Origin of the sequence: Comamonas badia DSM 17552 (genome assembly GCF_000484635.1) — a bacterium.
Lineage (GTDB): Bacteria > Pseudomonadota > Gammaproteobacteria > Burkholderiales > Burkholderiaceae_C > Comamonas_C > Comamonas_C badia.
Map to the genome: position 1 here is coordinate 49353 of NZ_AXVM01000003.1, position 22521 is coordinate 71873.

The window sequence follows — 22521 nt, forward strand, 5'->3', positions numbered from 1 at the left end:
AAAAATCGGCAATCTCGATCCATGCCTACCGCAATCCTGCGCAATCCGGGGTGTCTGGCGCACAATGCCGCAAGATGCACTGTCGCAGCCACGCCCGGGATGACCGCTCCCGCACCGTACCACCGACACAGAGGCGGCTCACGCAATGAACCGGATTCGCAAGCACCTGAGCGGTCACGCCAGGCCCTACGCCACCGGAATCGGCATGGGAGTGTTCCTGCTCGGCATGCTGGGAACGCTGGCCCTCGTGGCTCGGGTGCAACTGCAGGCCATCGCCACGTCTCAGGCCGCGCTGGTGGAACGCCTCGATGCCGTCGCCGAGGAAGCCGGCAGCCTGCTCGACCGGCTGAACGAAAAGTACGCTCCCGACTGCACGACCACCCACCTGGTGGAGCTGCGCAACCTGTTGTTCGAAACCCGGTTCCTGCGCGACATCGGGCTGCTCAGCGAGCATGGCGCCGTTTTCTGCACCACCGGCTTCGGACGCTGGGAACGCCCGTATCTGCCGCCGCCTGAAAAGCTGCACACGCTGCGCCTGCCCGACGGCCGCACGCGCCAATTCATATTCGACATGCCCACCCGTGTCGGCGGCGAACGGCTGCCAGCGACGATCGCCTGGCAAGGCCGCTTCAACGTGGTAATCGACCCCTTTGTCCTGGGCGATCTCTACCGGCGGGGCGCCCAGATGCTCTGGTTTCTCGAAACTGACGGCAGCGTCACCCCGGTAGGCCCGGAGAAGCCGCAGCCGCCCGCGGCCCTGCGCACGCTGCTGCAACGCGACGCACTGGCAGCGACCGGGCAGCCGCAGGCCTACTACGCCTGGCGCGAAGGGACGTTCGTGGGCACAAGCCTCTCGCTTCGCAGCCGGATCGCCGCGCAGACCCACACCCCGCTGGCCCATGCGCTGCACGAGCAGGCACCGACCCTGCTGATGCTGCTGGGATTTTCCGCGCTGCTGGGCGTCCTGTCGGGCGTGGTGGCACTGCAGCGCCTGCTGCATCTGGGCTCGCTGAACGCGCGCATCCGCACGCTGCTCGACCCGACCCACCTGCGCTGCGTGTACCAGCCCATCGTGGACATCCACACCGGCAGGCCGGTGGGCTGCGAGGTGCTGATGCGCATCCAGGACGGCGCCGAGACGCTGATGCCCGACACCACCATCCCCGCCATCATGCGGGGCGGCCTGACCTGGCAGCTCGACGCCAGCGTGATGCGCCAGGGCCTGGCCGAGCTGCTGACCTGCACGCTGCCGCCGGGCGGCTTCAAGGTGGCATTCAACCTGTTCCCGCAGAACATCCGCTTCGCCGAGATCCACGCGCTGCTGGCACCACTGCAGCACCGGATCGCCGAGGCCGGCATCCAAATCGACCTGGAAGTGACGGAATACAACTACGACCGCAACGTGATCGCCGAAGTGGACCAATGCCGCGCCGCGGGCTACCAAGTGTCGGTGGACGATTTCGGCACCGGATATTCCAACCTGGGCAGCATCAAGCGCATCGCGCCGAACTACCTGAAGATCGATAAATCCTTCGTCTATGACATGGAGGATGCCTCCATCCGCTCCAGCCTGATCCCCGAGATCGTGGGCATCGCCCACGCCATAGGCGCGCAGCTGATCGCCGAAGGGGTGGAGAACCTGCGCCAGGTGGAACAGCTGCGCGCCCACGGTGTGCAGTACGCCCAAGGCTATTTCTACGCCCGGCCGCTGCCGCTGAGCGCCTTCCGGCAGTATCTGCGGGACGCCCTGCCGGACAAGATTCCTGCGGAAAACTGCACGATTGATAAAAAATTCACCTGAATCCTGAGCCAACACGCACCTACAGTACACGGCATTCATTTCTTCACGCAGACAGGAGACACCCGTCATGACCGCCGCCATGCCCGCCAGCACCATCCACGAAACCGCCAGCCGCGAAAACCCCATGGGGCTGATGGGCTTCGAGTTCGTCGAGTTCGCCTCACCCACCGCCGGCGTCATCGAGCCCCTGTTTGAAAAGCTCGGGTTCAGCCCCGTGGCCAGGCACCGCTCCAAGGACGTGGTGCTGTACCGCCAGGGCGGCATCAACTTCATCCTGAACCGCGAAAAGAGCAGCCAGGCCGCCTACTTTGCCTCCGAGCACGGGCCGTCCCCCTGCGGCATGGCGTTCCGGGTGGAAAACGCACCGTATGCCTACAAGCGCGCGCTGGAGCTGGGCGCGCAGCCCATAGACATCCCCACCGGCCCGATGGAACTGCGCCTGCCGGCGATCAAGGGCATAGGCGGCGCGCCGCTGTACCTGATTGACCGCTTCCGCGACGGCGAGACGATTTACGACATCGACTTTGAATGGCTGCCCGGCGCCGACCCGCATCCACGCGGCCACGGCCTCAGGGAAATCGACCACCTCACGCACAACGTGTATCGCGGGCGCATGGGCTTCTGGGCCAGGTACTACGAGCACTTGTTCAACTTCCGGGAAATCCGCTATTTCGACATCAAGGGCGAATACACCGGCCTTACATCGAAGGCCATGACCGCGCCCGACGGCAAAATCCGCATCCCGCTGAACGAGGAAGCGCGCCAGGGCGGCGGCCAGATCGAAGAATTCCTGATGCAGTTCAACGGCGAAGGCATACAGCACATCGCGATGAGCTGCGACAACCTGATCGAGGTGGTGGACCGCCTGCAGATGGCCGGCGTGCCCACGCCGCCCGCGCCCAACCAGGCCTATTACGACATGCTGGCCACGCGCCTGCCCGGCCATGGCCAGCCGGTGGCCGAGCTGCAATCGCGCGGCATCCTGCTGGACGGCACCACCGCCGACGGCCAGCCGCGCCTGCTGCTGCAGATTTTCTCCACCCCCATCATGGGCCCGGTGTTCTTCGAATTCATCCAGCGCAAGGGCGACGAGGGCTTTGGCGAGGGCAATTTCAAGGCACTGTTCGAATCGATCGAGCGCGACCAGGTGCAGCGCGGCGTGGTCGGCGGCAAGGAGGCCTGAGATGGCCGTCCAACCCGTGGTCTATGGCGAGGGCACGCGCCCGCCGCGCGGCGACTACGCCCGCGCCAATGACGACTACACCTGCGCGCAGGACTGGGCTGCGTACACCGAGCAGGATCACGACACCTACCGGCGTCTGTACGAGCGCCAGAGCGCGCAATTGCCGGGGCTGGCCAGCCAGGCCTTCATCGACGCCCTGCCGCGTCTGGGCGCCAAGGAACGCATCCCGCGTTTTGACGACATCAACGAACAGCTCCACAAGGCCACGCGCTGGGAGCTCGTCGCGGTGCCCGGCCTGATTCCGGAAGAACCCTTCTTCTCGCTGCTGGCCCACCGCAAATTCCCGGTCACCGACTGGATCCGCAAGCCCGAGGAGTTCGAATACATCGTCGAGCCCGACGTGTTCCACGACCTCTACGGCCACGTGCCCATGCTGTTCAACCCGCACATCGCGGACTACATGCAGAACTACGGCGAAGGCGGTCTGAAGGCGGCTCGCCTGGGTTCGTGCGAGATGCTCTCGCGCCTGTACTGGTACACGATTGAATTTGGCCTGATCCGTGAAGCCGGGAATCTGCGGGCCTATGGCGCCGGTATCCTGAGCTCGGCGGGCGAGCTGCCTTATTCGGTGCAAAGCCCCGAGCCGCAGCGCCGGCCGCTCGACCTTCTGCGCACCATGCGCACGCGCTACAAGATCGACAGCTACCAGCAGACCTACTTCGTGATCGACAGCTTCGAGCAGCTGTTCGAAATGACAGCCCGGGACTTCACGCCGCTGTATGCGCAGATGCAGGGCATGCCCGAGTTCGCGGCCAATGCCGCCGGCGGATGAGCCTGCGCGGCGCACCGCGCCGCAGCCGCGTCAGCCTTGGGACGCAAGCCCCGGAGGGGCGCCTTCGCCTTCTGTTTGCTCGAATACCGTGCTGGCGCCTGCGGGCAGCAGCTCGATGACCGCCACCAGTCCCGGCACGGCGGCCATCAGCTCGGCCTCGACCGCGGCGCGCTGCGCCGCGGCATGCCCCAGGGTCCAGCCCTCGGGCACATGCATGTGCAGCTGCACGAAACTGCGGCTGCCTGCGCGACGAGACCCCAGGTTGTCAAACCGGACGGCACCCTGGCTCGCCTGGGCATGCCGCTCCAGCGCCGCCTGAACCCGCGCCAGCAATTCGGGCGACAGCGCCTCGTCCATCAGCCCCTGCGAGGCCTGCCACACCAGCGAGCCGCCTTCCTTCAGGATGTTGAGCGCCACGGCCAGCGCCACCACCGGGTCCAGCCAGTGCCATCCCGTGGCACCCGCGAGCAACAGGCCCAGCACCACGCCGGCGGAGGTCCACACATCGGTGAACAGATGGCGCGCATCACCCTCCAGCGCGACCGAGCGGCGCGACCGCGCCGCACGCAGCATGCCCCAGGCGAGCAGGCCATTGAACACCGAGCTGATCACCGACAGGCCCAGGCCCCAGGAAAGCTGCTCCAGCGGCTGCGGATGCATGAGCCGGACGATGGCGGCCCAGACGATGGCCACCGCCGCGCCGACCACCAGAATGCCTTCAAAGCCCGAGGAAAAATATTCGGCCTTGTGGTGCCCGAACGGATGCTCGGCATCGGCCGGGCGCGCAGCGACGGTAACCATCGCGAGGGCGAACATGGCGCCCGCCAGGTTCACGAACGATTCCAGCGCATCCGACAGCAGACTGACGGAACCGGTGACCCACCACGCCAGCGTCTTGAGGACGATGGTGAGCACGGCGACCACGACGGAGACCTGCAGCCAGCGGCGCGGCGTGATCCGGTCGATGGCTCTGGGTACGGGCGACGTCTGAAGCATGGGAACAGGGAAAGGACAGACCGTAACACGCATTGGGCGACCCTGGGCGATCCTGGAAAAAGAGTGTTGCGAAGTGCGCTATTGCCCCGTCGGGCGCACGCAGTTGGTGCTACAACGCACCCATGGCGCTGCAACTTTGCAGCGCGGCCCGACTCCCAAAAGAAGGGTTTGTCACAGGAGGTCATATGGACGCCATCAGCAACTTCGCCGCACGCTACGCACGCGAACGTGAAGAGGAGATGTCGATCGACGACTATCTGCAACTGTGCGGGCGCGATCCTGGCGCCCATGCCACGGCTTCCGAGCGCATGCTGGCGGCGATCGGCGAGCCCACGATGGTCGACACGCGCGACGATCCGACGCTTTCGCGCCTGTTCGCCAACAAGGTGATCCGCCGCTACCCGGCCTTTGCCGAGTTCTACGGCATGGAAGATGCCATTGAACAGGTGGTGAGCTTCTTTCGCCACGCGGCGCAGGGGCTGGAAGAGCGCAAGCAGATCCTCTACCTGCTGGGTCCCGTGGGCGGCGGCAAGAGCTCGATCGCCGAGCGCCTGAAGGCGCTGATGCAGAAGGTGCCGTTCTACGCGCTCAAGGGTTCGCCGGTGAACGAATCGCCGCTGGGCCTGTTTGATCCGCAGGAAGACGGGCCCATCCTGCAGGAGCAGTTCGGCATTCCGCAGCGCTACCTGCAACGCGTGCTCTCGCCCTGGGCCGTCAAGCGCCTGGAAGAATTCGGCGGCGACATCCGCAAGTTTCGCGTCGTCAAGCGCTACCCCAATGTGCTCAAGCAGATCGGCATCGCCAAGACCGAGCCGGGCGACGAGAACAACCAGGACATCTCCAGCCTGGTGGGCAAGGTCGATATCCGCCAGCTGGAAAATTTTGCCCAGGACGACACCGACGCCTACAGCTACTCCGGCGGCCTGTGCCTGGCCAACCAGGGGCTGCTCGAATTCGTCGAGATGTTCAAGGCCCCGATCAAGGTGCTGCACCCGCTGCTCACCGCCACGCAGGAAGGCAACTACAAGGGCACCGAGGGCTTTGGCGCGATACCGTTCGACGGCATCGTGCTCGCGCACAGCAACGAGAGCGAGTGGAAGGCGTTTCGCAACAACAAGAACAACGAGGCCTTTCTCGACCGCATCTACATCGTCAAGGTGCCCTACTGCCTGCGCGTCTCCGAAGAGATCAAGATCTACGAAAAATTGATACGGGAATCGTCGCTTGCGCAGGCGGTGTGCGCGCCGGGCACGCTCAAAATGATGGCACAGTTCTCGGTGCTCACGCGCCTGCACGAACCCGAGAATTCCAGCCTCTACAGCAAGATGAAGGTCTACGACGGCCAGAACCTGAAAGACACCGACCCGCGCGCCAAGAGCTACCAGGAATACCGCGACTACGCCGGGGTGGATGAAGGCATGAGCGGCATTTCCACGCGCTTTGCCTTCAAGATCCTCTCCAAGGTCTTCAACTACGACAGTACCGAGGTCGCGGCCAACCCGGTGCACCTGATGTACGTGCTGGAGCAGCAGATCCAGCGCGAGCAGTTTGCCGGCGAAGCGGAGACGAAGTACATCGGCTTCATCAAGGAATACCTCTCGCCGCGCTACGCCGAGTTCATCGGCAAGGAGATCCAGACCGCGTATCTTGAGAGCTACAGTGAGTACGGCCAGAACATCTTCGACCGCTACGTCACCTACGCCGACTACTGGATCCAGGACAGCGAATACCGCGACACCGACACCGGCGAGGTGTTCGACCGCAACGCGCTGAACGCCGAGCTGGAGAAGATCGAAAAGCCCGCCGGCATCGCCAACCCCAAGGACTTTCGCAACGAGATCGTCAACTTCGTGCTGCGCGCGCGCGCCAACAACCAGGGCAAGAACCCGGCGTGGACCAGCTACGAGAAGCTGCGCCTGGTGATCGAGAAAAAAATGTTCTCCAATACCGAGGAGCTGCTGCCTGTGATCAGCTTCAACGCCAAGGCCAGCACCGAGGACGCCCGCAAGCACGAGGATTTCGTCACCCGCATGGTGGCCAAGGGCTACACGCAAAAGCAGGTGCGCCTGCTCTGCGAATGGTACCTGCGGGTGCGGAAAAGCAGTTGAGCGCTGGGCGTTGAGCGTTTTGCGTGAAAGCCACCCTCGCTCAACGCCCAACGCTCAACCTCCCGAAGGGAGCACAGATGGCAGTGCAGATCATCGACCGCAGGCTCTCCGGCAAGAACAAGTCGGTGGGCAACCGCGAGCGTTTCATCCGCCGCTACAGGCAGCAGATCACCGAGGCGGTGCGCCGCGCCATCTCCACGCGCGGCATCCGCGAGATCGACCAGGCCGAGAACGTCACGATTCCGAAGAAGGACATCAGCGAGCCGATCTTCCGCCACGGCCAGGGCGGCGTGCGCGACACCGTGCACCCGGGCAACCGCGAATACGTGACAGGCGACCGCATCGAGCGCCCCGAAGGCGGTGGCGGGAGTGGAGGTTCGCAGGCGAGCGACAGCGGCGAGGGGCAGGACGACTTCATCTTCACCCTCACGCGCGAAGAGTTCATGCAGCTGTTTTTCGAAGACCTGGCGCTGCCGCGCCTGCTGCGCACCCACATCGCCGAGAACCCGACGTACAAGTTGCGCCGCTCGGGCTACAGCCAGGACGGTACGCCCAACAACCTCGCGATCGTGCGCAGCATGCGCGGCGCGCTCGGGCGGCGCATTGCGCTCACGCGTGGTCCGCAGCGTGAGCTCGACCGGCTCAAGGATGCGCTTGCCGTGCTGCTGCTTCAACCGGAGCATGACGAAACCGAAGCCGCCGACCTGCGCGAACACATCGCGCGGCTGGAAAAGCGCATCCGCAAGACCCCCTGGCTCGACCCCATAGACCTGCGCTTTCGCGCGCACCAGAAGGTGCCCGAACCCTTCAGCCGCGCCGTGATGTTCTGCGTGATGGATGTCTCCGGCTCCATGGATGAGGAGCGCAAGGATCTGGCCAAGCGCTTCTTCATCCTGCTGCACCTGTTTCTCACGCGCCACTACCGGCAGGTGGAGATCGTCTTCATCCGCCACCACACGCAGGCCGCCGAGGTGGACGAGCAGGAATTTTTCTATTCGCAGGAAAGCGGTGGCACCGTGGTGAGCAGCGCACTGGTCTTGCTCGAAGAGATCATCCGCGCGCGCTACCCGGCGGGTGACTGGAACATCTACGTCGCGCAGGCGAGCGACGGCGACAACTTCAGCAACGACAGCGGCAACTGCCGCACGCTGCTGGAAGACAAGATCCTGCCGCTGGTGCGCTACTACGCCTACCTGCAGGTGGCCGAGGAAGAGCAGAACCTGTGGCAGGAATACAGCCAGCTGCTCGCCGCGCATCCGGAATTCGCGATGCGCAAGGTGGCACAGGCGAGCGAGATCTATCCGGTCTTTCGCGAGCTGTTTCGCAAGGAAGGGGTGCAGGCATGAGCACGGCCATGACCTTTCCGCCGCCCGAGCACCCGTCGCAGATGCCGACGCACTACCCGGTGCTGGAGCGGCGCCACGGCGACAACGCCTGGAAGCTGCCTTCCACCGGCGAGCGGCGCCATCCTCTGGTGCCGGACGCACCGCTGCCGATGGAGCAGCGTCCCGGCGCGCCGCTGCCCGACCCGAGTGACTGGACCTTCGAACTGATCGAACGCTACCACGCGGCAATCGCCGCCACTGCCGAGCGCTTCGGTCTGGACACCTACCCCAACCAGCTCGAAATCATCAGCGCCGAGCAGATGATGGACGCCTACGCCAGCGTCGGCATGCCGGTGAACTACCGCCACTGGAGCTATGGCAAGGAGTTTCTCGCGACCGAGCGGCGCTACCGGCGCGGGCACATGGGCCTGGCCTACGAGATCGTCATCAACTCCAACCCCTGCATCGCCTATCTGATGGAAGAGAACACCACCGCGATGCAGGCGCTGGTGATCGCGCATGCCGCCTACGGGCACAACAGCTTCTTCAAGAGCAACTACCTGTTCCGCATGTGGACCGATGCGGGCTCGATCATCGACTACCTGGTCTACGCCCGCGACTACGTCGCGCAGTGCGAGGAGCGCCACGGCTACGAGGCGGTGGAGCAATTGCTTGACTCCTGCCACGCGCTGGCCACCGTGGGCGTGGACCGCTACCAGCGACCCTCGCGCAAGTCGCTGGCGCGCGAACAGGCCGAGCAGCGCGAGCGCCAGGCGCATGCGCAGCAGCAGGTCAACGAACTCTGGCGCACGCTGCCTGCCGCACCGGAAAAAACGACGGCCGAAGCGGCGCAGGAGCGCTTTCCGAGCGAGCCGCAGGAAAACATCCTCTACTTCATCGAAAAAAACGCACCGCTGCTCGAACCCTGGCAGCGCGAGGTGATCCGCATCGTGCGCAAGATCGCGCAGTATTTCTACCCGCAGCGCCAGACCCAGGTGATGAACGAGGGCTGGGCCACCTTCTGGCACTACACCTTGATGAATCAGCTCTACGATGACGGCTGGCTGACCGACGCGGTAATGCTGGAATGGCTCTCGTCGCACACCAACGTGGTCTATCAGCCGCCGGTCGGACACCCCGCGTACAGCGGCATCAACCCCTACGCGCTGGGCTTTGCGATGTACCGCGACATCCGGCGCATCTGCGAGCAGCCCACCGAGGAAGACCGGCGCTGGTTCCCCGAACTGGCGGGCACGCCCTGGCTGCCCGCGCTGCACCACGCCATGCGCAATTTCAAGGACGAGAGCTTCATCGGCCAGTACCTGAGCCCGCACCTGATGCGCGAGATGCGCCTCTTCGCCATCCACGACGACACCCGGGAAAAGGAACTGCTGGTGAGCGCCATCCACGACGAGGATGGCTACCGCACGCTGCGCCAGGCGCTGTCACGCCAGTACGACATCGGCATGCGCGAGCCCAACATCCAGGTCTGGAACGTGGACCGCCGCGGCGACCGCACGCTGACCCTGCGCCACACCCAGGTGCAGGGCCGGCCGCTGGCGGACGATGCGCTGGAGGTGCTGCGCCATGTCTCGCGGCTCTGGGGCTTTGGCGTGAAGCTGGAGAGTGCGGATGCCGATGGCGAGCATCCGGTCATCCTGCACGCGCTGCCGGCGGGGCGGTAGCCACACAACCCAGCCGTTCAATGCCGGCGTTTCCAACCGGGAACGATGACCTCGTTGAAAAATTGCCGATCCAGCAGCAGCCAGATCAGCACCGGCGCCAGCGTGGGCAGCACCAGCACCCCGAACTGGTAGGCATAGACAATGGCTTCCAGCTGCCACTGGCCTATGAACAGCGTCCGTGCGCTGTACCCCGCCGCCCCCGCGAGCTGCATCCACAGATAGGCCACCAGGCTGAAAGCCTGGACCGGCAGCAGCAAGACATAGCCCAGCAGCGCCCGGGAAAGGCGGCCCGGCATGCGGTGCGTGATCCATGCCGCCAGCAGCAGCGCCCAGAAGATGGGCAAGCCGTAGGCATAGCGCCCCGGGTCGGCTTCCAGTACCACCTCGCCCGTGCGACCCGTCCGAGGGTCTTTCACCGAAACCGCCGTGTCCACCTCGATGAGGCCCGGCGCCTTGCGCACGCTGCGCGTCCACAATGGCGTGGCCTGCTCCATCACGACATGCGAAATCGATGCCACCGGCCAGGAGAGCCAAGGTGAAACCCGCAGCCACGCAAAAGTCAGAACGATGGTGCTGGCCGCGGCAACCAGTGCAAAGCGCAGCACGGGGTTGCGTTTCGCAGCGGGACGGACCTTCATGCGCGGGCCTGCGGCAATGAAAGATCAGGGGAACTGCTCACAACCCCCTGTCCTCGCGCCCCCACAGGGCGCCGGGGCGGGGCGGCAGGCGGGTCTTTCGGCGGCGGCGGGTCGTCGCCGCGGTCATCGTCCCGCGTGGTGCGGCGCACCCAGAGCAGCCAGACGATGAGCACGTCCAGCATGATCAGGCCCTGCCAGAGAAATTCATGGGCAAAGTTGAAGGCGGCGGTGTTCCACTGTCCGATGTAGAACAGGCTGATCACGCGCACCACGTTGAGCGCCTGCACCGCCACGCAGCCGACCAACAGCCCCACGAGCTTGCTGCGCCAGCGGGCAGGAAATGCCAATATGGCGGCGCACAGCACGATGCACGCCTCTATGCCGTTGCAGCCCGGTTCTATCGACACACCAAACCCGGTCGTCGTGTTCCACAGCACCTTGCCCTGCGCCGCCGCGCTGGCATCAAACCAGGTGACGAGCCCGGCGCTGATGCGCGCCAGCAGTGCCGTCCACGGCAGCACCACATGCAACTGCACCCAGTTGAGCATGTTCACCAGGAAGAGCGATAGCTGAATGCCCAGAAACAGCAGAAAAAAACGCAGCATGCAACGCCTGTGGCGATCGGCGGAAGGATGTGCGTACTGTATATCCGGCGGGTGTCTTCCCTGCCGGAGCGACACCCTTCAGGAGCACGGAATAAACTGCAGGGCGGAACCCATGCAGGGGAGGCTTCGAATGAAAAACCTCGTTCGCAACTTGCTGTCCATACGCAAGCAGCGGCGTGCACCGCCGGCAGGCAGCCTGCCCAAGATCGGCGCCGTCGTCACACTGGGGGAACTGCGCATGAAGGTCAACATCGCCATCACCGACGAGTTGTGGAACTGGATGGTGCTTTCAGGGTGGCGCAAAGTGCCTGTCAAAAACGACAGGCGCAAATGCATCGATCTGCCGCTGAACACACTACCCCTGCTGGCCGACGCTGCGGAATCGCAGCGCGATGCGCTGCAGCAGCGCATCCTCCAGAAATACACGGGCTAGCTAGGCAGGCGGCTCATACGACTTTGCCTTCAAGCGTAGAACAAGGCGGGAAGCCGCAGATCAGTGCTGCAGCACGGCAAGGCGAACCAACGCAGTGATACGTTTGAAGGCGAAGCCGTATCAGACCAGCAGCGCATTCACCCGCTTGACATAGGCCGCCGGGTCTTCGGGCAGGCCGCCTTCGGCCAGCAGCGCCTGGTCGAACAGGATGTTGGCCAGGTCGTTGAAGTGCACGCTGCCATCGAGCTTCTTCACCAGCGGATGCTCGGGGTTCACTTCCAGCACGGGCTTGACATCCGGCGCCTTCTGGCCGGCCTGCTTCAGCAGCCGTGCCAGCTGGCTGCTCATGTCGCCCTCTTTCACGACCAGGCAGGCCGGTGAATCGACGAGGCGCGTGGTCACGCGCACATCCTCGGCCTTGTCCTTGAGCGCTTCCTTCAGCTTGGCCAGCAGCGGCTTGAAGGTTTCGGCCGCTTCCTCCGCCGCCTTCTTCTCGGCCTCGTCCTGCAGTTTGCCCAGATCGACCGCGCCCTTGGCCACCGACTGCAGCGGCGTGCCGTCGAAATCCTGAAGATGGCCCAGCGCCCACTCATCGACCCGGTCGGTCATGAGCAGCACCTCGATGCCCTTCTTCTTGAACAGCTCCAGCTGCGGGCTGTTCTTCGCCGCCGCCAGGGTATCGGCGGTGATGTAGTAGATGGCGTCCTGGCCGTCCTTCATGCGCGCCTTGTACTGCGCGAGGCTCACGCTCACCGCGTCGCTCGTCGTCGAGGCAAAGCGCAGCAGCTTGGCGATGCGCTCGCGGTTGGCGAAGTCCTCGCCCAGGCCTTCCTTGAGCACGGCGCCGAACTCGGCGTAGAACTGGCTGTACTTGCCTTCCTTGGCCTTGTCCTCGTCGCTCACCACATCGACAACATCGTCGCTATTGCCGTCCTTGGCCTCGCCCGCATCGTGCCTGTCATTCTTCGCCAGGTCTTCGAGCATGCCGAGCACCCGCTTCACGGACCCGTCGCGGATGAGCTTCACGTCCCGGCTCTCCTGCAGCAGCTCGCGCGAGACGTTCAGCGGCAGGTCGCTCGAATCGATCACGCCCTTGACGAAGCGCAGGTAGGCCGGCATCAGCGCCTCGGCGTCGTCCATGATGAACACGCGCTTGACGTACAGCTTGATGCCCGCGTGCTTGTCGCGCGTGTACAGATCAAACGGCGCCTTGGCCGGCACGTACAGAAGCTGCGTGTATTCGGTGTTGCCCTCGACGCGGTTGTGGCTCCAGGTCAGCGGCGGTTCGAAATCGTGCGAGATGGCCTTGTAGAACTCCTCGTATTCCTCGGTGGTGATGTCTTTCTTGGCGCGCGCCCAGAGCGCGTTCGCCTTGTTGACGGCTTCCCACTCGCCGGTCTTGACCATGCTGCCCGGCTCGCCCTCTTTCTCGCCTTCCTTCCATTCCTCTTTTTCCATGAGGATGGGCAGGCTGATGTGGTCGGAGTATTTGCCGATCACGCTCTTGAGCTTCCAGGCGTTGAGGTATTCGTCGGCGTCGTCCCGCAGATGCAGGGTCACGGCGCTGCCGCGTTCGGCACGGGTGATCGTCTCCACGTCGAAATCGCCCGCGCCGCCGCTGGTCCAGCGCACGCCTTCTTCTGGCTTCATGCCCGCACGGCGGCTCTCGACGGTGATCTTGTCGGCGACGATGAAGCCCGAATAAAAGCCCACGCCGAACTGGCCGATCAACTGGCCCTGCTCGGTCGCATCGGCCTTCTGCTCGGTGGAGAGGCGGCTCAGAAAATCGCGCGTGCCGCTCTTGGCAATGGTGCCCAGGTTGTCGATCGCCTCCTGCGCGCTCATGCCTATGCCGTTGTCGGCAATGGTGATGGTGCGCTTGTCCTTGTCGAACGAGACGCGCACTTCCAGGTTGGGCGCATCCTCGTACAGCGCCGCATCGTTCAAGGCCTCGAAGCGCAGCTTGTCGCAGGCGTCGCTCGCGTTGGAGACCAGCTCGCGCAGGAAGATTTCCTTGTTGGAATACAGCGAATGGGTGACCAGGTGCAGCAGTTGCGCAACTTCGGCCTGGAAGGAATGGTGTTGTTTGCTCATGGACGATAAGGCTGAAAGAACCACACAAAGGCGCCCGGTGCGGCCGCAATGCTGCAGTCAACCGGGCACGGCGAGTGGCAGATAGGGGCGTCCTGCGTGATTTCAACGGCAGGCATGCCGGAGACGGGCCCATCAAGAATTCATAAAAACAATAGCTTATACCGCACGCCACACAAGCGCCAAAGCCATTTTTCCCTGAATTTTCAGCCATCCTGATGGATGCGTGCCATCAATTCACCCAGCACCCTGTCGGCCTGGTCGTTGGCGATCTGGCAGGTGCCGGCGGCCTCATGGCCGCCACCGCCGTATTCCAGCATCAGGCGGCCGATGTTGGTCTTGCTGGAGCGGTTCAGGATGGACTTGCCGGTGGCGAAAACGGTGTTCTGCTGCTTCAGACCCCACATCACATGGATGGAGATGTTGGCCGTCGGGAACAGCGCGTAGATGGTGAAGCGGTTGGTCGCCCAGATGGCCGGCTCCTGGCGCAGGTCCAGCACCACCAGGTTGCCGTGCTGGCGGACGCAGCGCATGATCTGCTGGCGCGCGCGCCCGGCCTGATCGTGATAGAGCTGCACGCGTTCCTGCACGTCGGGCAGCTGCAGGAGCTGCGCAATGCCGTGGCCGCGGCAGTGCTCGATCAAATCCATCATGAGCTGGTAGTTGCTCACGCGGAATTCACGAAAGCGCCCCAGGCCGGTGCGCGAATCCATCAGATAGTCGAGCAGCACCCAGCCCTGCGGATCGAGGATTTCCTCGCGCGTGAAGCGGGCGGCATCGGCCTTGTCCACGGCCGCCATCATCTCGTCGCTCACGCGCGGGAAGGCCGCCTTGCCGCCGTAGTAGTTGTAGACCACGCGCGCCGCCGACGGTGCGTGCGGGTCGATGACGTAGTTGCCCGGCCGCTCCTGGTTGCGCTCGGCCTCGGAGGCATGGTGGTCGAACACCAGGTGCGCGCCGGGCACATAGGGAAGATTGGTCGTGATGTCCCGCTCCGTGATGGGAATCCTGCCGTCCTGCATGTCCTTGGGATGAACGAACAGGATGTCATCGATGAGGTTGAGCTCCTTGAGCAGCACCGCGCAGACAAGGCCGTCAAAGTCGCTGCGGGTCACGAGGCGGTATTGCTTTTCCGGCATGGCAAGGTCTCCTTGCCGTCATTGTGCGGCAGATTCAGCGCGCGCCGCCACGCCTGCGCGCGGGCAGCTGCCATGGCGCGCGCAGCGCCTGCACATCCAGCACGCGCAGGCCGCCGTATTCCACACGGATCACGCCCTGTGCCTGCAGCACCGCCAGCGCCTCGTTGACGCGCTGGCGCGAGAGGCCGACCAGGTAGGCCAGCTCCTGCTGCGTGATGCGCAGCAGATTGCGCACGCCCGGATAGAGCACGGGGTTGCACAGCGTCGCCAGGCTCAGGGCGACGCGCGCCTCCGGACTGTGCAGACGATCGATTTCACGCCCCACGACGAACTGGCCCACACGCTCATTGAGCTGGCTCATGATGAAGCGGTTGAAGCCGATCGAGTGGTCCAGCAGCCAGTGGAACGTGGCTAGCGGCAGCCCCGCCACCAGGCCTTTGCGCAAGGCCTGCACGTTGTAGCGGTAGGGCTCGCGCTTGAGCGCCGTGCCCTCGCCAAACCAGCCGCCGGGCGGCAGGCCGATGATGGTGACGGCATCACCATGGACATTGTCTATGGTCATCTTGAGCAGGCCCTCGACGACGCCGAACCAGAAGGTCACGGGCTTGCCGGTGCGGCAGACGTAGTCGCCGGGCAAGGCCTCGCCCACCACGATGCCGGCGATGGCGCGCTCGCGATGCTCCATCTCCAGTGACGCTACCCAGGGGATATCGGCCAGCTCATGCGCCGAAGGCGGACGCCTGCGCCGGTAGATCGGTGATTCGCCCGCCACGCTCACTCCGACGCCAGGGCGATACGGTAGCCGCGGAACGTCCAGATCGTGCGCCCAGGCTCTATGCGCTCCAGCACCAGCCCCGCCACCGCGCTGTCGCCCTCATGCAGCACCTGGCCGTTGACGATGGCCATGCGCAGCCTGGCGCTGGCCGACCAGGTGATGCCCGCCAGATGCAGCTTGGGCAAATCGGCCCGCACCGAGGCAGGCAGATCAGCCGCAGCGAACACCGGCCCCGGCGCCGGCTCCCTGGCGGGTGCGGGCGCCGTCTTGGCGGCGGGCTTTTCAGGCTTTGCCTCCGCCTTCCTTGCCTTGGCCGCTGCCGCGGCGGACGGCTGCGCCCGCTTGTGCGGTGGAGAAGGCGCTTGCGCCGATCGCCCGGCAGCACGCGGCGGTTCTTCGGCCGGCACTGCTGGCGCGGGCAGTTCGGGCGGCGCGGCGATGGCGGCCACCGGCGCTGCGGCGGCCGGCGCGGGGCGCGGCGGCTCTGGGCGCTGCAGCCACCAGAGGACGGCGGCAACGGCGGCGGCCAATGCGAACGCGGCCCAGCCCCACAGCCAACGCGAGGCGCGCTGGCCCTCGGAAAGGGCTGGCGGCAGCGGCACTGCCAGCGCCGATGAAGGGGCATGCAAGGAGGGTACCTTGCCGCGGTGGCGCTCCTGCTCGGCACGGCGCAAGGCGTCGAGGATGGTGGACATGGTGGATCAACGCTCCTTGCCAGCGCCGGCCGATGCCCGCGCAGGCGCTTGCGCCGCGCCGGAATCTGAAGGGGGTGCGGCCCCTTGCATCCGTGTCAGCGGCCCCGACCAATAGGCGGGAAAAGCCAGCAGCGCAGCGACTGCCACGGCGCCGGCCAGCGCACCCAGCAAGGCCGCGAGCCAGCGGCTGCGCCCGGCCGGCCCTGCGGGCTTGTGGTCAAACACCTCATTCGCCACCCGGGCGACCAGGCCCGCATCGATGGCCCGCTGCCCCGTCACGTAGGCGGCCAGCAGCGCCCGGTCGCACAGCAGATTGATGCGCCTGGGAATGCCGCCGCAGAGCCGGTGCACGCGTGCCAGCACCCGCGGCGCAAACGGCAGCGGCCCCTTCCAGCCGGCCACGGTCAGGCGGTGCGCGACGTACTGCGCCGTTTCCGCCCGCGTGAGCGGTCCGAGGTGGTAGCGCGCAATCACCCGCTGCGCCAGTTGCGTCAACGCCGGCTGCGCCACCAGTTCGCGCAGCTCGGGCTGGCCGATGAGGACGATCTGCAACAGCTTCTTCTCATCGGTCTCCAGGTTGGTGAGCAGGCGCAGCTGCTCCAGCACGTCGCCCGAAAGGCTTTGCGCCTCGTCGATGATGAGCACGGCGTTCCTGCCTGCCGCATGCTGCGCGAGCAGCCAGGCATTGAGCGGATCGACGCACTCCTTGATCGTCGGCCGCGCCGGGTCGCTCGCCGGGTGGGCGACGCCGAACTCGTCGCAGATCGTGGCCAGCAGCTCCTGCGCGCTGAGCTTGGGGTTGAAGATGTAGGCCGCCGTGCAGTTTTCGGGAATCTGCTGCAGGAAACAGCGGCACACCGTGGTCTTGCCCGTGCCCACCTCGCCCGTGAGCAGCACGAAACCGCCACCGCCATCCAGGCCATAGAGCAGATGGGCGAGCGCCTCCCGATGCCGTTCGCTCAGAAAAAGATAGCGCGGATCGGGGGCGATCGAGAACGGCGGGTGCTCAAGGCCGAAGTAGGCGGCGTACATGGGTCGAGGATAGCGGGCCGCCGCCGCCGGGATTTCCGGCAGCCCAACGGGTTTTCCCTAGCCAAGGGAAACCCTTAAATTGTCGTCGAAAAGACAAAATTGCGTCAAATCATGCCGCACGATGCGAAGCCATCCACAGGAACGCACCGCACCACCGGCATGACGAGCACCTTCCCCCACCTGCTGCTGCAGCAAGCGCAAGAGCGCCCCGGCGCGCCCGCGCTGCGCGAGAAGGAATACGGCATCTGGCAGACCTGGAGCTGGCAGGAGGCGGCCGACGACGTGCGCCGCATGGCCTGCGGCCTGGCGGCGCTGGGCCTGCGCCGCGGCGAGAACCTGGCCTTCATCAGCGGCAACCGGCCCTACTGCTACCTCGGCTTCATCGCCGTGCAGAGCCTGGGCGCGGTGCCGATCCCGCTGTACCAGGACGCCGTCGCGGCCGAGATGACCTTCGTGCTGCAGGATGCCGAAATCCGCTTTGCCTACGCCGAAGACCAGGAGCAGGTGGACAAGCTGCTGGAAATCCGCGAGGCGCATCCGCAGCTGGAAGTCATCATTTACGAAGACCCGCGCGGCCTGCGCCACTACACGCAGCCCGGGCTGATCAGCATGGAGCAGTTGCTGGCCAAGGGACGCGAATGGGATGGCGCGCACCCGGACCAGTGGCGGGCGGGCCTGGACCGGCTCACGCCGCAGGACACCTCCATCATCCTCTACACCTCCGGCACCACCGGGCGGCCCAAGGGCGTGTGCCTGTCGCACGAGGGCTTCGTGGTGGCGGCCAGGGGCGGGCAGGAAGTGGACAGTCTCACGGCCAGCGAGAACATCGTCTCCTACCTGCCGCCGGCCTGGGCGGGCGACCATCTTTTTTCCTACGCGCAGTGGCTTGCCGTGGGCTTCACGATCAACTGCCCCGAGGACGCGAGCACCGTGGCCATCGATCTGCGCGAGATCGGGCCGACCTACTACTTCGCGCCGCCGCGGATTTTCGAAGGCCTGCTGACCTCGGTCTCGATCCGCATGGAGGACGCCGCCGCGCCCAAGCGCTGGCTGTTCGAGCGCTGCATGCGGCTGGCCAGGCGGGTCGGCGCAGATCTCCTGGACGGCAAGAACGTGGGCGCGCTCGACAGGCTCAAGTACCGCGCGGCCGACCTGCTGATCTACGGACCGCTGCGCAACGCCATGGGGCTCTCGCGCATCCGCGTCGCCTATACGGCGGGCGCGGCGATCGGCCCGGACCTGTTCCGTTTTTTCCGCTCCATCGGCGTCAACCTCAAGCAGCTCTATGGCTCCACCGAAACCTCGGCCTATGTCTGCATCCAGCGCGATCGGCAGGTGGATCTGGCCGCCGTCGGCCAGGCGGCGCCGCATGTACAGGTGCGCATTGCGGACAACGGCGAGGTGCTGGTGAAAAGCAAGGCGCTGCTCAAGGAGTACTACAAGCGGCCCGACGCCACCGCCGAAGTGCTGGATGCGGAGGGCTGGTTTCACACCGGCGACGCCGGTCTCATCGACGCCGCCGGACAGCTGCGCATCATCGACCGCGCCAAGGACGTGGGCAAGCTCGCGGGCGGCGCGATGTTCGCGCCCAACTACCTCGAAAACAAGCTCAAGTTCTTCCCGCAGATCAAGGAGGCGGTGTGCTTCGGCCACGACCGCGAGCAGGTCTGCGCCTTCGTCAACATCGACTTCGACGCCGTCGGCAACTGGGCCGAGCGCCAGGGCCTGCCGTATGCGGGCTACGTGGATCTGGCGGGAAAGCCGCAGGTGCTGGAGATGATGCGCGAGTGCATGGCGCAGGTAAACGCGGACCTGGCCGCCGAGGAAGGCATGGCCGACACGCAGATCGCGCGCTTCCTGGTGCTGCACAAGGAACTGGACCCGGACGACGACGAACTCACGCGCACGCGCAAGGTGCGGCGCACCTTCATCGCCGAAAAATACGGCGTGCTGATCGATGCGCTGTACAGCGGCAAGACCGAGCAGTTCATAGAAACCAAGGTGAAGTTCGAAGACGGGCGCAGCGGCAGCGTCTCGGCCACGCTGAAGGTGCTGGACGCCAAGACCTGGCCCGCCGCAAGGAAAGCCGCATGAGTGAAATTGCTACACCGATGAGAGCTGACGATACGCACCAGCAAAGCGCTTCAGGTCAAAATAGCCAAAGAAATATCGGCGGCGTGATTCTGCAGGTGCAGAACATCAGCCTGCGCTTTGGCGGCGTGAACGCGCTCACCGACATCAGCTTCGACGTGCGCGAGCACGAGATCCGCGCCATCATCGGCCCCAACGGCGCCGGCAAGAGCTCGATGCTCAACTGCATCAACGGCGTGTACACGCCCACCGAAGGCTCGATCACCTTCCGCGGCCAGACCTTCAGCCACATGAACAGCCGCCAGGTAGCCGAGATGGGCGTGGCGCGCACCTTCCAGAACCTGGCCCTGTTCAAGGGCATGAGCGTGCTGGACAACATCATGACCGGGCGCAACCTGAAGATCAAAAGCAACCTCTTCCTGCAGGCGCTGCGCTGGGGCCCGGCCGAGCGCGAGGAGATCCGCCACCGCGAATTCGTCGAGCACATCATCGATTTCCTGGAAATCCAGGCGCATCGCAAGACACCCGTGGGGCAGCTGCCCTACGGTCTTCAGAAACGCGTGGACCTGGGCCGGGCGCTGGCGATGGAGCCGCAGGTGCTGCTGCTCGACGAGCCGATGGCGGGCATGAACGTCGAGGAAAAGCAGGACATGAGCCGCTTCATCATCGACGTGAACGACGAGTTCGGCACCACCATCGTGCTGATCGAGCACGACATGAGCGTGGTGATGGACATCAGCGACCGTGTCGTGGTGCTGGATTACGGCAAGAAGATCGGCGACGGCACGCCCGATGCAGTGCGCGCCAACCCGGACGTGATCCGCGCCTATCTGGGCGCAGGACATTGAGGGGCGATGCCATCGAACGCACAAGGTATTAAACATGGGCTTTTTTCTCGAAACCCTGATCGGCGGCCTGATGGCCGGCATGCTCTACGCCCTGGTGGCGCTGGGCTTCGTGCTGATCTTCAAGGCCTCCGGCGTGTTCAACTTCGCGCAGGGCGCGATGGTGCTGTTCGCGGCGCTGGCCATGGCGCGCTTTGCCGAATGGCTGCCGCAGTGGACCGGCATCGAAAGCCGCGTCATCGCCAACCTGGCGGCCTTCGCCATCGCCGCCGTCATCATGTTCATCGCCGCCTGGCTCATTGAGCGGCTGGTGCTGCGCTACCTGGTGAACCAGGAGGGCACGACGCTCCTGATGGCGACGCTGGGCATCGCCTATTTCATGGAGGGCGCGGGCCAGAGCCTGTTCGGCAGCGAGATCTACCGCATCGACATCGGCATGCCCAAGGACCCGGTGCTGATCCTGCAGGACACCTTCGAGGGCGGCGTGATGGTCAACCCCGAGGACCTGATCGCCGCCGCCATCGGCGCGGTGCTGGTGGCGCTGCTGGCGCTGTTCTTCCAGAAGACCACCACCGGCCGTGCGCTGCGCGCCGTGGCCGACGACCACCAGGCGGCGCAATCGGTCGGCATTCCGCTCTCGCGCATCTGGGTCATCGTCTGGTGCGTGGCAGGCGTCGTCGCACTGGTGGCGGGCATGATCTGGGGCAGCAAGCTGGGCGTGCAATTTTCGCTGGCCACGCTGGCGCTGCGCGCGCTGCCTGTGGTGATTCTCGGCGGCCTCACCTCGGTGCCCGGCGCCATCGTCGGCGGGTTGATCATCGGCGTGGGCGAAAAGCTCTCCGAGGTCTACCTGGGCCCCTTCGTCGGCGGCGGCATCGAGATTTGGTTCGCCTACGTGCTCTCGCTCGTGTTCCTGCTGTTCCGGCCGCAAGGACTGTTCGGAGAGAAGATCATTGATCGCGTTTGAGCTGCCGATGACCACTCGCTGCGCTCGCATGACCGGGCTTCGCCACGATGACGGAATGACGACGTGCCACTCGTCATGGCGCGAAGCGCCGTCATCGCTGCCGCGCAGTGGCGCAGTCATGCGCGCGCAGCGAGCAGTCATCCAGCGTCGGTAACACGAGAGAAGCCCCACCATGTTCTACCGCGAAAACGGCCAGTTCAAGACCAGCTACCAGGCTGACCAGCAGATATTCCCGATCACGCAGGACCGCATCGCGGTATTTGCCATCATCGCGTTCGCCTTCATCGGCGTGCCGCTGCTGGCCAGCGAATACCTGTTCAACGCGATCCTGATCCCCTTCCTCGTGATGGCGCTCGCTGCCCTTGGCCTGAACCTGCTCTCGGGCTACTGCGGCCAGATTTCACTGGGGGGCGCGGCCTTCATGGCCGTCGGCGCCTACGGCGCGTACAACTTCATCATGCGCGTGCCGGGCATGCCGCTGCCGCTCGCACTGCTGCTGGGGGGCGTCTGCGCAACCGTTTTTGGCGTGCTCTTCGGCCTGCCCAGCCTGCGCGTGCGCGGGCTGTACCTGGCCGTGGCCACGCTGGCGGCTCAGTTCTTTGCCGACTGGGCGTTTCTGCGCATCAAATGGTTCACGCTGGACAACGCCTCCGGCTCGGCCGCCGTGCCGGGGCTCACGCTCTTGGGCATGAACATCCAGGGCGACGTGAGCCGCTACCTGTTCTGCCTGACGGTGCTGACCGTGCTGGCGCTGCTGTCCAAGAACCTGGTGCGCAGCGCCATCGGGCGCGAGTGGATGGCGATGCGCGACATGGACGTGGCCGCCGCGGTGATCGGCATCCGCCCGATGTACGCCAAGCTCAGCGCGTTCGCGGTGAGCAGCTTCGTGCTGGGCATCGCGGGCGGGCTCTGGGCCTTCTTTTACCTCGGCGCCTGGGAGCCGGCGGCGTTCTCGCTCGACCTCTCCCTCAAGCTGCTGTTCATGGTCATCATCGGCGGGCTGGGCTCCATCATGGGCAGCTTCTTCGGCGCCGCTTTCATCGTCGTGCTGCCGATTGCGCTCAACCAGTTTCTGCCCTGGGTGGCCAGCCTGTTCGGCTTCATGATCACCACCACCGCCGCCTCGCACGCCGAGCTGATGATTTTCGGCGTGCTGATCTGCTGGTTCCTCATCGTCGAGCCGCATGGCCTGGCCAAGCTCTGGTCCACCGGCAAGCAAAAAATGCGCGTCTGGCCCTTCCCGCACTGACCTTTCCCAGCCCAATCCTTTCACGGCCCGA

General features: G+C 65.2%; 19 protein-coding genes. 11 read left to right on the forward strand and 8 right to left on the reverse strand.

The window, feature by feature from the left end:
* The first annotated feature begins 145 nt into the window (after positions 1–145).
* From K320_RS0107135 to phhA, 3 genes are all read left to right on the forward strand, one after another.
* Complete coding sequence (locus K320_RS0107135) at positions 146–1801, forward strand: EAL domain-containing protein (protein WP_084301194.1); 1656 nt, start codon at positions 146–148, stop codon at positions 1799–1801.
* A 67-nt stretch (positions 1802–1868) separates the two neighbouring features.
* On the forward strand, positions 1869–2984 hold the full coding sequence (gene hppD, locus K320_RS0107140) for a 4-hydroxyphenylpyruvate dioxygenase (RefSeq protein ID WP_024538148.1): 1116 nt from the start codon (positions 1869–1871) through the stop codon (positions 2982–2984).
* 1 nt (position 2985) lies between these two features.
* The gene (gene phhA / locus K320_RS0107145) at positions 2986–3816 is read left to right on the forward strand and encodes a phenylalanine 4-monooxygenase (protein ID WP_024538149.1); all 831 of its coding nucleotides are present in this window, start codon (positions 2986–2988) and stop codon (positions 3814–3816) included.
* 30 nt (positions 3817–3846) lie between these two features.
* On the opposite strand, the gene K320_RS0107150 is transcribed toward phhA, so the two are convergent.
* Complete coding sequence (locus tag K320_RS0107150) at positions 3847–4812, reverse strand: cation diffusion facilitator family transporter (RefSeq protein WP_024538150.1); 966 nt, start codon at positions 4810–4812, stop codon at positions 3847–3849.
* A 185-nt stretch (positions 4813–4997) separates the two neighbouring features.
* Between K320_RS0107150 and K320_RS0107155 the strand changes: the two genes are divergently transcribed.
* The 3 genes from K320_RS0107155 (at position 4998) to K320_RS0107165 (ending at position 9930) form a co-directional block, all read left to right on the forward strand.
* Positions 4998–6920, forward strand: coding sequence for a PrkA family serine protein kinase (locus tag K320_RS0107155; RefSeq protein ID WP_024538151.1), 1923 nt, complete (start codon positions 4998–5000; stop codon positions 6918–6920).
* Between the two features lie 77 nt (positions 6921–6997).
* Positions 6998–8266, forward strand: a complete 1269-nt coding sequence (locus K320_RS0107160) for a YeaH/YhbH family protein (RefSeq protein ID WP_024538152.1) — start codon at positions 6998–7000, stop codon at positions 8264–8266.
* Between the two features lie 41 nt (positions 8267–8307).
* A complete protein-coding gene (locus K320_RS0107165; protein ID WP_029695902.1) occupies positions 8308–9930 on the forward strand; it encodes a SpoVR family protein in 1623 nt (540 codons plus the stop codon).
* A gap of 17 nt (positions 9931–9947) precedes the next feature.
* On the opposite strand, the gene K320_RS0107170 is transcribed toward K320_RS0107165, so the two are convergent.
* Both K320_RS0107170 and xrtH read right to left on the reverse strand, forming a co-directional pair.
* Positions 9948–10568 carry an exosortase H-associated membrane protein gene (locus tag K320_RS0107170; RefSeq protein WP_024538154.1) on the reverse strand — a complete coding sequence of 207 codons (621 nt, stop codon included), beginning with the start codon at positions 10566–10568 and terminating at the stop codon, positions 9948–9950.
* The gene (xrtH, locus tag K320_RS0107175) at positions 10565–11173 is read right to left on the reverse strand and encodes an exosortase H (protein ID WP_024538155.1); all 609 of its coding nucleotides are present in this window, start codon (positions 11171–11173) and stop codon (positions 10565–10567) included. Before xrtH ends, K320_RS0107170 begins: the two co-directional genes overlap by 4 nt.
* Before the next feature lie 130 nt (positions 11174–11303).
* Between xrtH and K320_RS0107180 the strand changes: the two genes are divergently transcribed.
* Positions 11304–11606 carry a hypothetical protein gene (locus tag K320_RS0107180; protein WP_024538156.1) on the forward strand — a complete coding sequence of 101 codons (303 nt, stop codon included), beginning with the start codon at positions 11304–11306 and terminating at the stop codon, positions 11604–11606.
* A gap of 120 nt (positions 11607–11726) precedes the next feature.
* Here K320_RS0107180 and htpG read toward each other — a convergent pair whose 3' ends face one another.
* The 5 genes from htpG to K320_RS0107205 form a co-directional block, all read right to left on the reverse strand.
* Entirely contained in the window at positions 11727–13700 is a 1974-nt protein-coding gene (gene htpG, locus K320_RS0107185) for a molecular chaperone HtpG (protein ID WP_024538157.1), read from the reverse strand.
* Positions 13701–13903: 203 nt separating this feature from the next.
* Positions 13904–14836 (reverse strand): exopolyphosphatase, encoded by a 933-nt coding sequence (locus K320_RS0107190; protein ID WP_024538158.1) that lies wholly within the window; start codon positions 14834–14836, stop codon positions 13904–13906.
* A 34-nt stretch (positions 14837–14870) separates the two neighbouring features.
* Positions 14871–15608: a Crp/Fnr family transcriptional regulator gene (locus K320_RS0107195; RefSeq protein WP_024538159.1), complete on the reverse strand. Its 738-nt coding sequence runs from the start codon at positions 15606–15608 to the stop codon at positions 14871–14873.
* Between the two features lie 2 nt (positions 15609–15610).
* A complete protein-coding gene (locus K320_RS0107200) occupies positions 15611–16306 on the reverse strand; it encodes a general secretion pathway protein GspB (RefSeq protein WP_024538160.1) in 696 nt (231 codons plus the stop codon).
* Between the two features lie 6 nt (positions 16307–16312).
* Complete coding sequence (locus K320_RS0107205; RefSeq protein WP_024538161.1) at positions 16313–17338, reverse strand: ExeA family protein; 1026 nt, start codon at positions 17336–17338, stop codon at positions 16313–16315.
* A 159-nt stretch (positions 17339–17497) separates the two neighbouring features.
* Between K320_RS0107205 and K320_RS0107210 the strand changes: the two genes are divergently transcribed.
* The 4 genes from K320_RS0107210 to K320_RS0107225 all read left to right on the forward strand — a co-directional run bounded on the left by K320_RS0107210 (position 17498) and on the right by K320_RS0107225 (position 22490).
* Positions 17498–19432: an AMP-dependent synthetase/ligase gene (locus tag K320_RS0107210; RefSeq protein WP_024538162.1), complete on the forward strand. Its 1935-nt coding sequence runs from the start codon at positions 17498–17500 to the stop codon at positions 19430–19432.
* 17 nt (positions 19433–19449) lie between these two features.
* Positions 19450–20277 carry an ABC transporter ATP-binding protein gene (locus tag K320_RS0107215; RefSeq protein WP_051384867.1) on the forward strand — a complete coding sequence of 276 codons (828 nt, stop codon included), beginning with the start codon at positions 19450–19452 and terminating at the stop codon, positions 20275–20277.
* A gap of 34 nt (positions 20278–20311) precedes the next feature.
* On the forward strand, positions 20312–21241 hold the full coding sequence (locus K320_RS0107220) for a branched-chain amino acid ABC transporter permease (RefSeq protein ID WP_024538164.1): 930 nt from the start codon (positions 20312–20314) through the stop codon (positions 21239–21241).
* 172 nt (positions 21242–21413) lie between these two features.
* The gene (locus tag K320_RS0107225; protein ID WP_024538165.1) at positions 21414–22490 is read left to right on the forward strand and encodes a branched-chain amino acid ABC transporter permease; all 1077 of its coding nucleotides are present in this window, start codon (positions 21414–21416) and stop codon (positions 22488–22490) included.
* Positions 22491–22521 lie beyond the last annotated feature (31 nt).

Excerpts from the sequence above, each read along its gene's own strand:
- K320_RS0107135 (WP_084301194.1), top strand. The coding sequence starts at position 146 with ATGAACCGGATTCGCAAGCACCTGAGCGGTCACGCCAGGCCCTACGCC.
- hppD (WP_024538148.1), top strand. The coding sequence starts at position 1,869 with ATGACCGCCGCCATGCCCGCCAGCACCATCCACGAAACCGCCAGCCGC.
- phhA (WP_024538149.1), top strand. The coding sequence starts at position 2,986 with ATGGCCGTCCAACCCGTGGTCTATGGCGAGGGCACGCGCCCGCCGCGC.
- K320_RS0107150 (WP_024538150.1), bottom strand. The coding sequence starts at position 4,812 with ATGCTTCAGACGTCGCCCGTACCCAGAGCCATCGACCGGATCACGCCG.
- K320_RS0107155 (WP_024538151.1), top strand. The coding sequence starts at position 4,998 with ATGGACGCCATCAGCAACTTCGCCGCACGCTACGCACGCGAACGTGAA.
- K320_RS0107160 (WP_024538152.1), top strand. The coding sequence starts at position 6,998 with ATGGCAGTGCAGATCATCGACCGCAGGCTCTCCGGCAAGAACAAGTCG.
- K320_RS0107165 (WP_029695902.1), top strand. The coding sequence starts at position 8,308 with ATGCCGACGCACTACCCGGTGCTGGAGCGGCGCCACGGCGACAACGCC.
- K320_RS0107170 (WP_024538154.1), bottom strand. The coding sequence starts at position 10,568 with ATGAAGGTCCGTCCCGCTGCGAAACGCAACCCCGTGCTGCGCTTTGCA.
- xrtH (WP_024538155.1), bottom strand. The coding sequence starts at position 11,173 with ATGCTGCGTTTTTTTCTGCTGTTTCTGGGCATTCAGCTATCGCTCTTC.
- K320_RS0107180 (WP_024538156.1), top strand. The coding sequence starts at position 11,304 with ATGAAAAACCTCGTTCGCAACTTGCTGTCCATACGCAAGCAGCGGCGT.
- htpG (WP_024538157.1), bottom strand. The coding sequence starts at position 13,700 with ATGAGCAAACAACACCATTCCTTCCAGGCCGAAGTTGCGCAACTGCTG.
- K320_RS0107190 (WP_024538158.1), bottom strand. The coding sequence starts at position 14,836 with ATGCCGGAAAAGCAATACCGCCTCGTGACCCGCAGCGACTTTGACGGC.
- K320_RS0107200 (WP_024538160.1), bottom strand. The coding sequence starts at position 16,306 with ATGTCCACCATCCTCGACGCCTTGCGCCGTGCCGAGCAGGAGCGCCAC.
- K320_RS0107205 (WP_024538161.1), bottom strand. The coding sequence starts at position 17,338 with ATGTACGCCGCCTACTTCGGCCTTGAGCACCCGCCGTTCTCGATCGCC.
- K320_RS0107210 (WP_024538162.1), top strand. The coding sequence starts at position 17,498 with ATGACGAGCACCTTCCCCCACCTGCTGCTGCAGCAAGCGCAAGAGCGC.
- K320_RS0107215 (WP_051384867.1), top strand. The coding sequence starts at position 19,450 with ATGAGAGCTGACGATACGCACCAGCAAAGCGCTTCAGGTCAAAATAGC.
- K320_RS0107220 (WP_024538164.1), top strand. The coding sequence starts at position 20,312 with ATGGGCTTTTTTCTCGAAACCCTGATCGGCGGCCTGATGGCCGGCATG.
- K320_RS0107225 (WP_024538165.1), top strand. The coding sequence starts at position 21,414 with ATGTTCTACCGCGAAAACGGCCAGTTCAAGACCAGCTACCAGGCTGAC.